At 74.2% G+C, this 12,399-nt stretch carries 14 protein-coding genes and 1 pseudogene; 9 read left to right on the top strand and 6 right to left on the bottom strand.

Features of this window, described 5'->3' with window-relative positions; all coding sequences use genetic code 11:
- Positions 1 to 99: 99 nt before the first annotated feature.
- Entirely contained in the window at positions 100 to 1,452 is a 1,353-nt protein-coding gene (gene gdhA, locus D476_RS0116335; protein WP_017625010.1) for an NADP-specific glutamate dehydrogenase, read from the top strand.
- On the opposite strand, the gene D476_RS0116330 is transcribed toward gdhA, so the two are convergent.
- Together D476_RS0116330 and nucS are read right to left on the bottom strand one after the other, a co-directional pair.
- Positions 1,445 to 2,263 (bottom strand): ion transporter, encoded by an 819-nt coding sequence (locus D476_RS0116330; RefSeq protein ID WP_017625009.1) that lies wholly within the window; start codon positions 2,261 to 2,263, stop codon positions 1,445 to 1,447. The two genes, gdhA and D476_RS0116330, sit on opposite strands and share 8 nt — an antisense overlap.
- A gap of 88 nt (positions 2,264 to 2,351) precedes the next feature.
- Positions 2,352 to 3,029 carry an endonuclease NucS gene (gene nucS / locus D476_RS0116325; RefSeq protein WP_026123563.1) on the bottom strand — a complete coding sequence of 226 codons (678 nt, stop codon included), beginning with the start codon at positions 3,027 to 3,029 and terminating at the stop codon, positions 2,352 to 2,354.
- A gap of 180 nt (positions 3,030 to 3,209) precedes the next feature.
- Between nucS and D476_RS0116320 the strand changes: the two genes are divergently transcribed.
- A complete protein-coding gene (locus tag D476_RS0116320) occupies positions 3,210 to 3,602 on the top strand; it encodes an SCO5389 family protein (protein WP_017625007.1) in 393 nt (130 codons plus the stop codon).
- Positions 3,603 to 3,633: 31 nt separating this feature from the next.
- Here D476_RS0116320 and D476_RS0116315 read toward each other — a convergent pair whose 3' ends face one another.
- Positions 3,634 to 4,647: an LLM class flavin-dependent oxidoreductase gene (locus D476_RS0116315; protein ID WP_017625006.1), complete on the bottom strand. Its 1,014-nt coding sequence runs from the start codon at positions 4,645 to 4,647 to the stop codon at positions 3,634 to 3,636.
- Positions 4,648 to 4,725: 78 nt separating this feature from the next.
- Between D476_RS0116315 and D476_RS0116310 the strand changes: the two genes are divergently transcribed.
- The 3 genes from D476_RS0116310 (at position 4,726) to D476_RS0116300 (ending at position 7,016) form a co-directional block, all read left to right on the top strand.
- Entirely contained in the window at positions 4,726 to 5,907 is a 1,182-nt protein-coding gene (locus tag D476_RS0116310) for a 3-hydroxyacyl-CoA dehydrogenase (protein WP_017625005.1), read from the top strand.
- Between the two features lie 65 nt (positions 5,908 to 5,972).
- Complete coding sequence (locus tag D476_RS0116305) at positions 5,973 to 6,269, top strand: ATP/GTP-binding protein (RefSeq protein ID WP_192826393.1); 297 nt, start codon at positions 5,973 to 5,975, stop codon at positions 6,267 to 6,269.
- A gap of 9 nt (positions 6,270 to 6,278) precedes the next feature.
- Positions 6,279 to 7,016, top strand: a complete 738-nt coding sequence (locus D476_RS0116300) for an alpha/beta hydrolase (protein ID WP_017625003.1) — start codon at positions 6,279 to 6,281, stop codon at positions 7,014 to 7,016.
- 85 nt (positions 7,017 to 7,101) lie between these two features.
- Here the strand turns inward: D476_RS0116300 and D476_RS0116295 are convergent, their stop codons facing one another.
- Both D476_RS0116295 and mce read right to left on the bottom strand, forming a co-directional pair.
- On the bottom strand, positions 7,102 to 8,406 hold the full coding sequence (locus D476_RS0116295; protein WP_017625002.1) for a DivIVA domain-containing protein: 1,305 nt from the start codon (positions 8,404 to 8,406) through the stop codon (positions 7,102 to 7,104).
- Positions 8,407 to 8,691: 285 nt separating this feature from the next.
- On the bottom strand, positions 8,692 to 9,198 hold the full coding sequence (gene mce, locus D476_RS33530; protein ID WP_083939542.1) for a methylmalonyl-CoA epimerase: 507 nt from the start codon (positions 9,196 to 9,198) through the stop codon (positions 8,692 to 8,694).
- A gap of 48 nt (positions 9,199 to 9,246) precedes the next feature.
- On the opposite strand from mce, the gene D476_RS0116285 reads away from it, so the two are divergent.
- The 4 genes and pseudogenes from D476_RS0116285 to D476_RS40135 all read left to right on the top strand — a co-directional run bounded on the left by D476_RS0116285 (position 9,247) and on the right by D476_RS40135 (position 11,925).
- Complete coding sequence (locus D476_RS0116285) at positions 9,247 to 10,434, top strand: acetyl-CoA C-acetyltransferase (RefSeq protein ID WP_017625000.1); 1,188 nt, start codon at positions 9,247 to 9,249, stop codon at positions 10,432 to 10,434.
- Between the two features lie 3 nt (positions 10,435 to 10,437).
- Positions 10,438 to 10,959 (top strand): DinB family protein, encoded by a 522-nt coding sequence (locus D476_RS0116280; RefSeq protein WP_017624999.1) that lies wholly within the window; start codon positions 10,438 to 10,440, stop codon positions 10,957 to 10,959.
- Positions 10,960 to 11,041: 82 nt separating this feature from the next.
- A pseudogene (gene meaB, locus D476_RS33525) lies at positions 11,042 to 11,754 on the top strand (methylmalonyl Co-A mutase-associated GTPase MeaB); the annotation flags it as partial.
- Between the two features lie 36 nt (positions 11,755 to 11,790).
- Entirely contained in the window at positions 11,791 to 11,925 is a 135-nt protein-coding gene (locus tag D476_RS40135; RefSeq protein ID WP_017624998.1) for a hypothetical protein, read from the top strand.
- Here the strand turns inward: D476_RS40135 and D476_RS0116270 are convergent.
- On the bottom strand, positions 11,903 to 12,346 hold the full coding sequence (locus D476_RS0116270) for a GNAT family N-acetyltransferase (RefSeq protein WP_017624997.1): 444 nt from the start codon (positions 12,344 to 12,346) through the stop codon (positions 11,903 to 11,905). The genes D476_RS40135 and D476_RS0116270 overlap by 23 nt on opposite strands.
- Positions 12,347 to 12,399 lie beyond the last annotated feature (53 nt).

Below are 12,399 nucleotides of genomic sequence, written 5' to 3'. Positions count from 1 at the left end.
AGCCGTGTCGTCCGTTCGGGGGACCCCGCCCGGGGAGGCCCCGTGGGGCGGGGGCCTACCATCGTCCCCGTCGGCCACACCCACACAGCGGAGGCACTCATGGCGGCGACCCTCGACCCCGTTGTCGACCCCCTCTACCGGGACATCCTGCGCCGCAACCCCGGCCAGGAGGAGTTCCACCAGGCGGTGCACGAGGTCCTGGACACCCTCGGCCCGGTGCTGGCGCGGCGGCCCGAGTTCGCCGAGGCCGGGCTGGTCGAGCGGATCGCCGAGCCGGAGCGGCAGCTCATCTTCCGTGTCCCTTGGACCGACGACGCGGGCCGGGTGCACGTCGCCCGCGGGTTCCGGGTGGAGTTCAACAGCGCCCTGGGCCCCTACAAGGGCGGTCTGCGCTTCCACCCGTCGGTGGACCTGGGCATCGTCAAGTTCCTCGGCTTCGAGCAGATCTTCAAGAACGCGCTCACCGGGATGGCCATCGGCGGCGGCAAGGGCGGCAGCGACTTCGACCCCAAGGGCCGCTCGGACGCCGAGGTCATGCGGTTCTGCCAGTCCTTCATGACCGAGCTGTACCGGCACCTGGGCGAGCACACCGACGTGCCCGCGGGCGACATCGGCGTCGGCGGCCGGGAGATCGGCTACCTGTTCGGCCAGTACCGGCGGATCACCAACCGCCACGAGGCGGGCGTGCTCACCGGCAAGGGCACCGGCTGGGGCGGCTCGCAGGCCCGTACCGAGGCCACCGGGTACGGGTGTGTGCTGTTCACCAAGGAGATGCTGCGCATGCGCGGCCGCGACCTGGAGGGGCTGCGGGTGGCGGTCTCCGGCTCGGGCAACGTGGCGCTGTACGCCGCCGAGAAGGCCCAGCAGCTCGGCGCGACGGTGGTCACCGTCTCCGACTCCGGCGGGTACGTGGTGGACGACAAGGGCATCGACACCGACCTGCTCAAGCAGGTCAAGGAGGTCGAGCGGGGCCGGGTCGCCGACTACGCCGAGCGGCGCGGCGGCGAGGCCCGCCACGTGCCCGGCGGCCGGGTCTGGGAGGTGCCGTGCGACGTGGCGCTGCCCTGCGCCACGCAGAACGAGCTGACCGCCGACGACGCGCGCACCCTGGTCGCGGGCGGGGTGCTGGCGGTCGCCGAGGGCGCCAACATGCCGACCACCCCGGAGGGCGTCGCCGTCTTCCAGGAGGCCGGGGTGGCGTTCGGGCCGGGCAAGGCCGCCAACGCCGGCGGGGTGGCCACCAGCGCCCTGGAGATGCAGCAGAACGCCTCGCGGGACGCGTGGAGCTTCGCCCGCACGGAGGAGCGGCTGACCGCGGTGATGCGCTCCATCCACGACGCCTGCCACACCACCGCCGAGCGCTACGGCCGCCCCGGCGACTACGTGGCGGGGGCCAACATCGCGGGCTTCGAGCGGGTCGCCGAGGCGATGCTGGCCCAGGGGGTCATCTGACGACCCGCTCCCCGGCGCCGAGCGCCTCCCTGAGGGAGGCGACCTCGGCCCGCAGCGCCCTCAGCTCGTCCCGGATCGCGTCGTCCCGGGTCCCGTCGTCCCGGATCCCGGCGGGCGGGGCCTCGCCCCGGCCCTGCCCCCGGCCCTGCTCCAGGGCCTCGACCGCCACCGCGATGAACAGGTTCAGCGCGATGAAGGTCGAGACCAGGATGTAGGCGACGAAGAATACCCAGGCCAGCGGCTCGTCCTCCATCACCTCGCGGGCGATGGAGCTCCAGGAGTCGCCGGTCATGATCTGGAAGAGGGTGAACAGGGAGGTCCACAGGTCGCCGAAGTGCTGCGGGGCCTCCTCCTGGAAGAGCTTGGTGCCCATCACCCCGGACACGTACAGCAGCAGTACCAGCAGCAGCGAGATGGACGCCATCCCGGGCAGCGCCCGGAACAGCCCGGTCACCACCATCCGCAGGGACGGGATGACCGACAGCAGGCGCAGCACCCGCAGCACGCGCAGCACCCGCAGGACCGAGAACGGGCCGGTGGCCGGGAGCAGCGCGATGCCGATGATGACCAGGTCGAACCAGTTCCACGGGTCGGCCAGGAAGCGCCGCCCGTGCGCGTACCAGCGCAGCACGATCTCGGTGACGAAGATCCACACCAGCGCGCGGTCGAGCGCGTGCAGCAGCGGGCCGTGGGCCTCGACGACCGCGGGGGAGGTCTCCAGGCCGAGGATTCCGGCGTTGAGGAGGATGAGGGTGATGATGGCGCGCTGGAACAGCGGCGCGTCGACGAGTGCGTGGACGTGGGCGCGCACGGGGGCGGGGCTCCTGACATGGACCGGTCGGCGGGGGGACGGGGCGCATGGTGCACGCCCCTGACGACATTCGGCTCCGGCGGCCCCGTCAGAACAGCCGCGGGGTGTCCGGCTCGATCCCGCGCAGCGCGTCGTAGTCGAGTGTGACGCACCCGATACCGCGGTCGGCGGCCAGCACCCGCGCCTGCGGCTTGATCTCCTGGGCGGCGAACACCCCGCGCACCGGCTTGAGCGCCGGGTCCCGGTTGAGCAGCTCCAGGTACCGGGTGAGCTGCTCGACGCCGTCGATGTCGCCGCGCCGCTTGAGCTCCACGGCCACGGTGCCGCCGTCGCCGTCCCGGCACAGGATGTCCACGGGGCCGATCGCGGTGGGGTACTCCCGCCGGATCAGCGTGTAGCCCTCGCCCAGGGTGGTGATGTGCTCGGCGAGCAGCTCCTGCAGGTGGGCCTCGACGCCGTCCTTCTGCAGCCCGGGGTCGGGGCCGAGCTCGTGCGAGCTGTCGTGCAGCACCTCCTCGATGCGCAGCACGAGCTTCTCTCCGGACTTGCCGTGGGTGACCGTCCACTCCGCGGTGCCGTCGTCCGCGGTGCCCTCGCGCACCGTGCACGGCGGGTTCATCCAGTTCAGCGGCTTGAAGGCGCGGTCATCGGCGTGCACCGAGACCGAGCCGTCGGCCTTGAACAGCACCAGGCGCGGGGCCATGGGCAGGTGGGCGGTGAGGCGGCCGACGTAGTCGACGCTGCAGCGGGCGATCACGAGTCTCACGGCCCCCGATCCTAGCGGCGGATCGCGCCCGGATTCCCCGGAACCGGTGGCGCCGAACGGGAATGAAAACTATTTTCATATGGCGGCCGGGACAGCCTTCTGTGGCCCCCGGGCCCCGTGACGCACCGTCGCACGGGGCTTACCGTCGCAACGACCGCCCGACGAGAAGATGGGACACCCATGTCGCTGACGGTTCCTCCCGAACTGCTGGACAAGGCCGAGCGGGGCGAGGTCTCCGACGCCGACTTCATCGCCTGCATCCGCGAATCGCTGCCCTATGCCTGGTCCCTGGTGAGCGGCCTGGCCGAGCGCGCCGGGGCCGACGCCGACGGCACCGGCTTCGCCGCCAACGAGACCCCGCCGCCCGGCGAGGCCGAGCGCGGCCAGCTCCTGCGCATGGTGGCCAGCGACGCCATGCGCGCCGCCGTCGAGCGCCACTTCGGGATGCGCCTGGCCTTCCAGAACTGCCACCGTCTCGCCCTGTTCCCGCCCGGCACCGACGACGCGTACGCGGCCTTCACCACCCCCAGGGCCCAGCTGCTCAACCAGTCGCCCGAACTCGTCGACTGCTGACCCGCCCCCTCCGGCCGGTGCGCGGCGGCGCTCAGGCGCCGCCGCGCACCCGCGGCAGCACCTCCTCGCCCAGCCGGGCGATGTTCTCCAGCACCGCCCGCTCCTCGCCCGCGCCCTCCACCAGCAGCATCAGCGCGTCCGCGCCGGTGGCCTCCGCCCGCCCGCGCAGCACGGCGGCGCAGTCCTCCGGCGCGCCCACCGCGTGCGCGTCGCACAGGAACCGCGCATAGGCGTCCGGGTCCCGCTGCGGGCGCGCACGCCCGTCCACCGGCACGTAGCCCTCCAGCCCCGGGCCCAGCCACCGCGGCAGCGCCTCCAGCAGCACCTTGCGCGCCTCCTCCCGGGAGTCGGCCACATGCGCCACCGCCGCCGCCACGTGCCCGCGCACCGGCGCGCCCCCGGCCTGCGTGCGCAGCTCCCCGTAGCGCTCCAGCATCGCCGCCTGGGCGGCCCCGTCCTGGTGCAGCCCGAGCATCACCGGCAGCCCGGCCCCGGCGGCCAGCGACAGCGTCGGCTCCGACGTCGCCGCCACCACCACCTCCGGGTGCGGCAGCGTCCGCGGCCCCGGCACCACCTCCACCTCCCGGAACCCGAACACCGCCCCGTCGGCGCGCATCGGCCCGCCGCGCAGCGCCTCCAGCAGCACCTCCAGCGACTCGCCGAACCCCCGCTCGTACCGCTCCAGCCCGGTGCCGAACACCTCCAGGTCCACCCACGGGCCGCCGCGCCCCACCCCCAGCCGGAACCGGCCCCCGGAGACCTGGTCCAGCAGGTTGGCCTGCTCGGCCAGGGCCACCGGGTGGGCGGTGCTCAGCACGCTCACCGCGGTGCCCACCCGCACCCGGCGGGTGCGCCCCAGCACGAAGGCGGCCATCGCCACCGCCGACGGGCACACCCCGTAGGACATGAAGTGGTGCTCGGCGAACCACACGTCGTCGAACCCGGCCCGCTCGGCGGCCTCGGCCGCCCGCGCCGCCGCCTCCAGGGTGTCGGTGTGGTCGCGGCCCGGGAACCCGGCCGCGGGAAGGAAGGCTCCGATGCGCATGGGGCCATTGTGCTCGGCCCGCCGGAGCCGCGGGGGCGGAACCGGGGCACCGGGACCCGACCGTCTAGGGTTGGCCCCATGGTGCAGGAATTCAACAAGGTCGGAGTGGTCGGGCTCGGCACGATGGGCGCGGGGATCGCCGAGGTCTTCGCCCGGGCCGGCTTCACCGTCACCGGAGTCGAGATCGACACGGCCGCCGTCGAGCGCGGCCGCGGGCACATCGCCGCATCCCTGGGGCGCGCCCGCGACAAGGGCAAGATCACCCAGGAGGAGCACGACACGATCCTCGCGCGGATCGCGCTGACGACCGACCGCGAGGACCTCGGCGACGCCGACTTCGTCGTCGAGGCCGTCCCCGAACGGCCCGACATCAAGCGCGACGTCTTCACCGACCTGGACCGGATCTGCCCGCCCGGCACGATCCTGGCCACCAACACCTCCTCGCTGTCGGTCACCGAGATCGCCGCCCTCACCGACCGCCCCGGCCTGGTCGTCGGCCTCCACTTCTTCAACCCCGCCCCGGTGATGAAGCTGGTCGAGGTGGTCTCCACCCCCTCCACCGACCCGGACACCGCCGCCGTGGCCGAAGAGGTCGCCAAGCGCATCGGCAAGACCCCGGTCAGCGTGGGCGACCGCGCCGGGTTCGTCGCCAACGCCCTGCTGGTGCCCTACATCAACGACGCCGTCTCGCTCTACGAGCGCCGCCTGGCCTCCCGTGAGGAGATCGACGCCGCCGCCACCGGCGGCGCCGGGCTGCCCATGGGCCCGCTCACCCTCGCCGACCTGGTCGGCCTGGACGTGTGCCTGGCCGTCATGGACGTGCTCTGGGAGGAGTTCCGCACCCCCCGCTACGCGGCCGCGCCGCTGCTGCGCCGCATGGTCACCGCCGGGATGCTCGGCCGCAAGAGCGGCCGCGGGTTCTACGCCTACGGCGGCCCGGCCCCGGCCGCCGAGGAGCTCCCCTCCGGCCCGATCGCGCAGTCCGTCCGCGACGGCTCGCTCGGCTTCGGCCTGGCCGACCTCCTGCTGGCCCCGCACATGGACGACGCGCTGCGGATGGTCGGCGACGGCTACGCCTCCGCGGTGGACGTCGACACCGCCATGCGGTTCGGCTGCGGCTACCCCAAGGGCCCGGTCGAACTGTCCGAGGAGCGCGGCGGCGCCGAGGTGGCGCGCGTGCTGCGCGCCGTCGCCGACGCCGGTCTCGCCCCGTACGCGCCCTCCCCGCTCACGGCCAAGGCGGCGCGGGAGAACGCGTAGAGACGCGTGATGCGGCCCACCACCCCGGGGCCCCTGGACACTCCAGGGGCCCCTACCCTTGAAGGGTGAGCCCGCGCCGAAACACACCCCGCCGCCGAGGGGCGCCCGCCCGCGACGCCGACCCCGACGCCCTGATGCTGCGCGTCACCGGGGGCCAACGGCGGGAGACGGGGCCGGACGGGGAGTGGGTCACCCGGCGGATCAGCGGCGCCGCGGCCGCCAAGACCTACCGCTGCCCCGGCTGCCACCAGGAGATCCCCGCGGGAATGCCGCACGTGGTGGCCTGGCGCCCCTACGGCGACGGCGAGGACCGCCGGCACTGGCACTCCTCCTGCTGGCAGCGGCGCGCGCACCTGCGCTGAGAGGAACCCATGGAGATCCGCGCCACCACGGTGCTCCCCGCCGAGCGCCGCCCGATCACCCTGCACACCGCCGACGGCCTGGAGCTCGTCGGCGAGCTGGCGCTGCCCGAGGGCGGCGCCGCCCCCGCCGCCACCCTGGTGTGCCTGCACCCGCTGCCCACCGCCGAGGGCATGATGGACAGCCACGTGCTGCGCAAGGCCGCCTTCCGGCTGCCGGCCCTGGCCGACACCGCGGTGCTGCGCTTCAACACCCGCGGCACCTCCTCGCGGCGCGGCACCAGCCAGGGGTCCTTCGGCGACGGCGAGGCCGAGCGCTACGACGTGGCCGCCGCCATCGAGTACGCCGAGTTCGAGGGGCTGCCCCGGCCGTGGCTGCTGGGCTGGTCCTTCGGCACCGAGCTGGCCCTGAAGTGGGGGCGCGACCCGGAGGTGGAGGGCGCGGTGCTGCTCTCCCCGCCGCTGCACCGCGCCACCGACGCCGACCTGGACGCCTGGGCGGAGTTCGGGCGGCCGCTGACGGCGCTGGTCCCCGAGTTCGACGACTACCTGCGCCCCGACGAGGCGCGGCGCCGCTTCGCCCGGGTGCCGCAGGCCGAGGTGGTCGGGGTGCCCGGCGCCAAGCACCTGTGGGTCGGCGAGCCCTACGTGCGCACCGTCCTGGACGAGGTCGTCAAGCGGGTCGCCCCCAAGGCCCACCCGCTGCCGACCGAGTGGGACGGCCCCGCCGGCAAGGACACCGGGCTCTAGGGCCTGATCCAACGGACACGCCCTGGGCGCACGAAGGCCCGGCCCCCTCGGGGCCGGGCCTTCGTGCGTGCTCAGTACCGGTGCGCTACTCCTGCCACCAGTCCTCGTTCTCCTCGCCGGAGGCGGCGCTGACGGCCTCCTTCTTCTTGCCCCCGCCGTTGGCGGCGGCCTGCCCGTTCGACGGGGCCTTCTGCTCCAGGGCGGGGGCCTGCTCCGGCGCCGGGGCCGCGGGGGCGGCCGGGGCCGGGGCGTCGCCGCCGCCGAGCAGCTGGCGCAGCTGCTGCAGGTGCGACTGGATGCTGTCGCGCTGCTTGGTCAGCTCGTCGACCTGCTGGCGGGCGGCGGTCAGGATGCGGTCCGCCTCCGACTTGGCGTCGCTGACCAGGTGGTCGGCCTTGGACCGGGCCTCCTGGCTGATCTGCTCGGCCTGCTTCTTGGCGTTGCCGACGACCTGCTTGGCGTGCTGCTCGGCCTCCTTGCGGGTCTGTTCGGCCTGGCTGCTGGCCTTGGTGGCGCGCTGGTCGGCGCTGGCGGCCCGCTCCTCGGCCTCGGCCACCAGCTTCTGGGTGGCGGCCTGGGCGGCGGCCAGCCGCTCGGAGTCCTGACGTTCGGCCTCCTCGCGGCGGCCGGCCAGCTGGATCTCGAACTCCGACTCCTCCTGGGCGCGCCGGGCCTCGCTCTCCTCCATGTTCCGCTGCGCCTGCGCGCGCAGCTCCTCGGCCTGGCGCTTGGCGGCCTGGATGGTCTCGTCGCGCTCGCGCTTCATGGCCGCACGGGCCTGGGTGCACTCGCGCTCGGTGGTCATCCGGATCTTGGAGATCTCGGCCTCGTGCGTGGCCTGGCGCTCCGCCATCTCGTGCTCGACCTGCGAGATCTTCTTCTGGACCTCGCGCTCGGTGGTGGCGGTGAGCTCGTCGGCCTGGCGCCGCGCGGTGGTGCGGACCTCCTCGGCCTCGTTCTCGGCCGAGGTGCGCATCTCGTCCGCCTCGCGCTGGGCGGTGGTGCGCAGCTCGGTGGCCTCGTTCTCGGCGGCCGCGCGCATGTCGGCGGCCTCGATCTTGGCCTCGGCGCGGATGTCGTCGGCCTCGGCGCGGGCGCCCTGCACGAGCTCGGCGGCCTGCTCCTCGGCCAGCCGCAGGAGCTGCTCGATGCGCGCGCCCAGCCCCGCGTAGGTCGGGCGCTCCTGCTCCTGGAGCTGGCGCTTGACCTCGGTGAGCTCGTTGCGCGCGCTCTCGGCGTCCTCGCGCGCCTGGGTCAGGTCGGTGTGCTTCTGGCTGATGTACTCCTGGACCTGCTGCCGGTCGTAACCGCGCAGGACCACGTCGAACTCGGTCGACTGGGTGCCTTCATCGAAGAAGTTGGTGAGCTGGGCTTCAATATCGGACGACATGTGGCGGAATCCTGAACGGTGACGAGACGGCAAGCGGACGGACGGGTGGCGAGTCGCCCTCCGCGCACGCCCTCCAGGGGAGGGTACTGCGCGCCGACCTCAGGCGTATCGAAGTTCTCTCCATTGATACGGAGTCTTGGTCGGCCGTTGCGGACGCCATTAGCGCCGGGGGGACGCCGTCGGCTCCGGGGAAGGCTCGCCGGCCGTGGACGACTGGGCGGGCGCCAGGATCCTGGCGGTCAGCAGACTTTACCAAGTGAGGGGAGGCCCTGTGTGACGGTTGCGTCACGAACCTTCCGGACCGTGTTCCGGACCCTGTTCCGGACCGGCTGTCGGAGCGGCGGCCTGGACCAGCTCGGTCAGCACCCCGCCGCAGTCCTTGGGGTGCAGGAAGGCGATGCGCGACCCCATCGACCCCGGCCGCGGCTCGGCGTCCAGGACCCGCACCCCGCGTCCGGCGACCGCCGCCGAGGCCCCGGCCACGTCGCCGGTGCCGAACGCCACGTGGTGCACCCCCTCGCCGTTCCGGTCCAGGAACCTGGCGACCGGGGAGTCGTCCCGGATCGGCTCCAGCAGCTGCAGGTAGCTGGCGCCCCCGTCGTCGGTGCCGCTGACGCGCAGCATCGCCTCCCGCACCCCCTGCTCCTCGTTGACCTCCTCGTGGGCCACCTCGAATCCGTAGGTGGAGCGGTAGAACGCGACGGCCGCGTCCAGGTCGCGGCAGGCGATGCCGACATGGTCGATGCGAGTGAACACGGTGCCGATCCTCCCGGGAGGCGGTCGAGCGGACATCTGTATCGTGGCAGAACAAGTGCGACCAGGAACACGTGGAGGCCCCTCATGCCCGGATCCGTCATCGTCAGCGGCGCCCGGACGCCGATCGGCCGGCTCCTCGGCGGGCTGGCCCCGCTTCAGGCGGTCGACCTCGGGGCGGCGGCCATCGCCGCGGCCCTGGAGCGCGCCGGGATCTCCGGCGACCAGGTCGGCTACACCGTGATGGGCCAGGTGCTGCAGGCCGGGCAGGGGCAGATCCCCTCCCGCCAGGCCGCCGTCAAGGCCGGCATCCCGATGACCGTGCCGTCGCTGACCGTCAACAAGGTCTGCCTGAGCGGCCTGGACGCCATCGCCCTGGCCGACCAGCTCATCGGCGCCGGGGAGTTCGACGTGGTCGTCGCCGGCGGCATGGAGTCCATGACCAACGCCCCGCACGTGCTGCCCGCGGCCCGCAAGGGCCACAAGTACGGCGCGATCGGGATGCTCGACGCCACCGAGCACGACGGGCTCACCGACCCCTTCGACGGCGAGTCGATGGGCGCCTCCACCGACCGGCACAACGCCCGCCTCGGCCTCACCCAGGAGGAGCAGGACGCCTTCGCCGCCCTGTCCCACCAGCGCGCCGCCGCCGCGCAGAAGGACGGCCGCTTCGACGCCGAGATCGCCCCGGTGCGCATCCCCCAGCGCAAGGGCGAGGACAAGGTCGTCGACGCCGATGAGGGCGTGCGCCCCGACACCACCGCCGAGGGCCTGGCCAAGCTGCGCCCCGCCTTCGGCGAGGGCGGCACCGTCACCGCCGGGTCCGCCTCCCAGATCTCCGACGGCGCCTGCGCCGTGGTCGTGATGAGCCGCGCCAAGGCCGAGGAGCTCGGCTGCGAGGTGCTCGCCGAGATCGGCGCGCACGGCAACGTGGCCGGGCCCGACAACTCCCTGCACTCCCAGCCCTCCAACGCCATCCGGCACGCGCTGGGCAAGGCCGGGGCCGACGTGGCCGACCTGGACCTCATCGAGATCAACGAGGCATTCGCCGCCGTCGCCGTGCAGTCCATGCGGGACCTGGGCGTCACCGAGGACAGGGTGAACGTCGACGGCGGCGCCATCGCGCTGGGCCACCCCATCGGCATGTCCGGGGCGCGCCTCGCCCTGCACCTGGCCTTCGAGCTGCGCCGCCGGGGCGGCGGCCTGGGCGCCGCCGCGCTGTGCGGGGGCGGCGGCCAGGGCGACGCGCTGCTGCTGCGGGCGCCCGGGGCCTGAGCCGTGGACGCGCTGCGGCGGGTCATGGCCGCCGCCCCCGAGGGCGGCGAGCGCGAGGTGCTGGAGTCGTTCCTGGACGCCTTCCGGGCGGCCGTGGAGGACAAGGCGGCCGGGCTGTCCGAGGAGGACGCCCGGCGCCGACTGGTGCCCTCGCGCACCACCCTGGCCGGGCTGCTGCGGCACCTGGCCCTGGTCGAGCGGAACTGGTTCGGCTCCGTGCTCCAGGGGCGACCCGCACACGAGCTGGGCCTGGACCTCTCCGACCCGGACTCCACCTGGGAGCTGCGCCCCGGCGACACGGTCGCCTCGCTCGTCGAGGACTACCGCCGGGCCTGCGCCTCCTCGCGCGAGGCGGCGGCGCGGTTCGCCCTGGAGGACGCGGTGCCCCATCCCGAACTGGGCCGGGTCACCCTCCGCTGGATCTACGTGCACATGATCGAGGAGACCGCGCGGCACGCCGGGCACGCCGACATCCTGCGCGAGCAGACCGACGGCGCCACCGGCCGGTTCTCCGAGGCGCCCTAGAACGGCCAGAGCGGTACGAAGGAGTGGCAGGTTGGACGTCCCCGGTCTCGTCGAGCGCGTACTGCGCGGCGAGCGGCGCGCGGTGGCGCGCGCCGTGTCCCTGGTGGAGAACGGCGCCCCGCAACTGCGGGAGATCATGGCCGGGCTGGCCCCCGCCGCGGGGCGCGCCCGCATCGTCGGCCTGACCGGCGCCCCCGGCGTCGGCAAGTCGACCACCACCAGCGCCCTCACCGCCGAGCTGCGCAAGCGCGGCCGCACCGTGGCGGTGCTCGCCGTCGACCCGTCCTCGCCCTTCAGCGGCGGGGCGCTGCTCGGCGACCGGGTGCGCATGCAGGACCACGCCACCGACCCGGGGGTGTTCATCCGCTCCATGGCCAGCCGCGGGCACCTGGGCGGGCTGTCCTGGGCCACCCCGCACGCGCTGCGGGTGCTCGACGCCGCCGGGTTCGACACCGTCCTGGTGGAGACCGTCGGCGTCGGCCAAGCCGAGGTCGACATCGCCGGGCACGCCGACACCACGGTCGTGCTCGCCGCCCCCGGCATGGGCGACGGCATCCAGGCCGCCAAGGCCGGGGTGCTGGAGATCGCCGACGTGTTCGCCGTCAACAAGGCCGACCGGGAGGGCGCCCGCGCCACCGTGCGCGACCTGCGCCAGATGGTCGCCATGGCCGAGNGGGAACCCCGCCGGTGGCCAGCACCGTCGCCGCCACCGGCGAGGGCGTCGACGAACTGCTGGACCACCTCGACAAGCACACCGAATACCTGCGTGAGTCGGGCCTGCTGGCCCGGCGGCGCCGCGCCCGCGCCCGCGAGGAGGTCGAGGCGATCGCGATGAAGGCGCTGCGCGAGCGCCTGGCCGACGTGCACGGCCACGACGCGCTGGACCGCCTCGCCGACGAGGTCGTCGCCGGGTCCGACCCCTACACCGCCGCCGACTCCCTGCTCAAGGCGCTGAACGGCGCATAGGCGTGTGGGGGATGCCGTCCTCCAGGAACTCGGGCCCGTCCTCGGCGAAGCCGTAGCGCGTGTACAGGCCGCGGACCCGCGTCTGGGCGTCCAGGACGGCCTCCCGCGGGCCGATGCGCTCCAGGGCCGCCTCCAGCAGGCGGCCCGCCACGCCCCGGCCGCGCGCCTCGGGGGCGGTGGCCACCCGCCCGATCCGGACGGTGCCGCCGTCCTCCTCCAGTACTCGCAGGCAGCCCAGCACGCGGTCCCCCTCGGAGGCCCACACGTGCAGCGTTCCGGGCTCGGTGTCGCGCCCGTCCAGCTCGGGGTAGGGGCAGTCCTGCTCGACGACGAACACGTCGACGCGCAGGCGCAGCAGGGCGTAGAGGTCGGCGGCGTCCAGACCGGCGAAGTCCGACGCCCGTACCGTGATCATGGACATGGGTCCGAGCATAGGGCGGGGCGCCGCCGTCTCCCGTCGGCGGCGCCCCGGGT

It is taken from the genome of Nocardiopsis chromatogenes YIM 90109 (assembly GCF_000341185.1).
In the GTDB taxonomy this organism is placed as follows: domain Bacteria; phylum Actinomycetota; class Actinomycetes; order Streptosporangiales; family Streptosporangiaceae; genus Nocardiopsis_A; species Nocardiopsis_A chromatogenes.
This window is presented reverse-complemented; position numbering and strand designations above follow the sequence as displayed.

Excerpts from the sequence above, each read along its gene's own strand:
- D476_RS40135 (WP_017624998.1), top strand. The coding sequence starts at position 11,791 with ATGAAGGCGCTGCGCGAGCGCCTGGCCGACGTGCACGGCCACGACGCG.
- D476_RS0116270 (WP_017624997.1), bottom strand. The coding sequence starts at position 12,346 with ATGTCCATGATCACGGTACGGGCGTCGGACTTCGCCGGTCTGGACGCC.
- D476_RS0116310 (WP_017625005.1), top strand. The coding sequence starts at position 4,726 with ATGGTGCAGGAATTCAACAAGGTCGGAGTGGTCGGGCTCGGCACGATG.
- D476_RS0116315 (WP_017625006.1), bottom strand. The coding sequence starts at position 4,647 with ATGCGCATCGGAGCCTTCCTTCCCGCGGCCGGGTTCCCGGGCCGCGAC.
- D476_RS0116295 (WP_017625002.1), bottom strand. The coding sequence starts at position 8,406 with ATGTCGTCCGATATTGAAGCCCAGCTCACCAACTTCTTCGATGAAGGC.
- mce (WP_083939542.1), bottom strand. The coding sequence starts at position 9,198 with ATGTCCGCTCGACCGCCTCCCGGGAGGATCGGCACCGTGTTCACTCGC.
- D476_RS0116320 (WP_017625007.1), top strand. The coding sequence starts at position 3,210 with ATGTCGCTGACGGTTCCTCCCGAACTGCTGGACAAGGCCGAGCGGGGC.
- D476_RS0116300 (WP_017625003.1), top strand. The coding sequence starts at position 6,279 with ATGGAGATCCGCGCCACCACGGTGCTCCCCGCCGAGCGCCGCCCGATC.
- D476_RS0116285 (WP_017625000.1), top strand. The coding sequence starts at position 9,247 with ATGCCCGGATCCGTCATCGTCAGCGGCGCCCGGACGCCGATCGGCCGG.
- gdhA (WP_017625010.1), top strand. The coding sequence starts at position 100 with ATGGCGGCGACCCTCGACCCCGTTGTCGACCCCCTCTACCGGGACATC.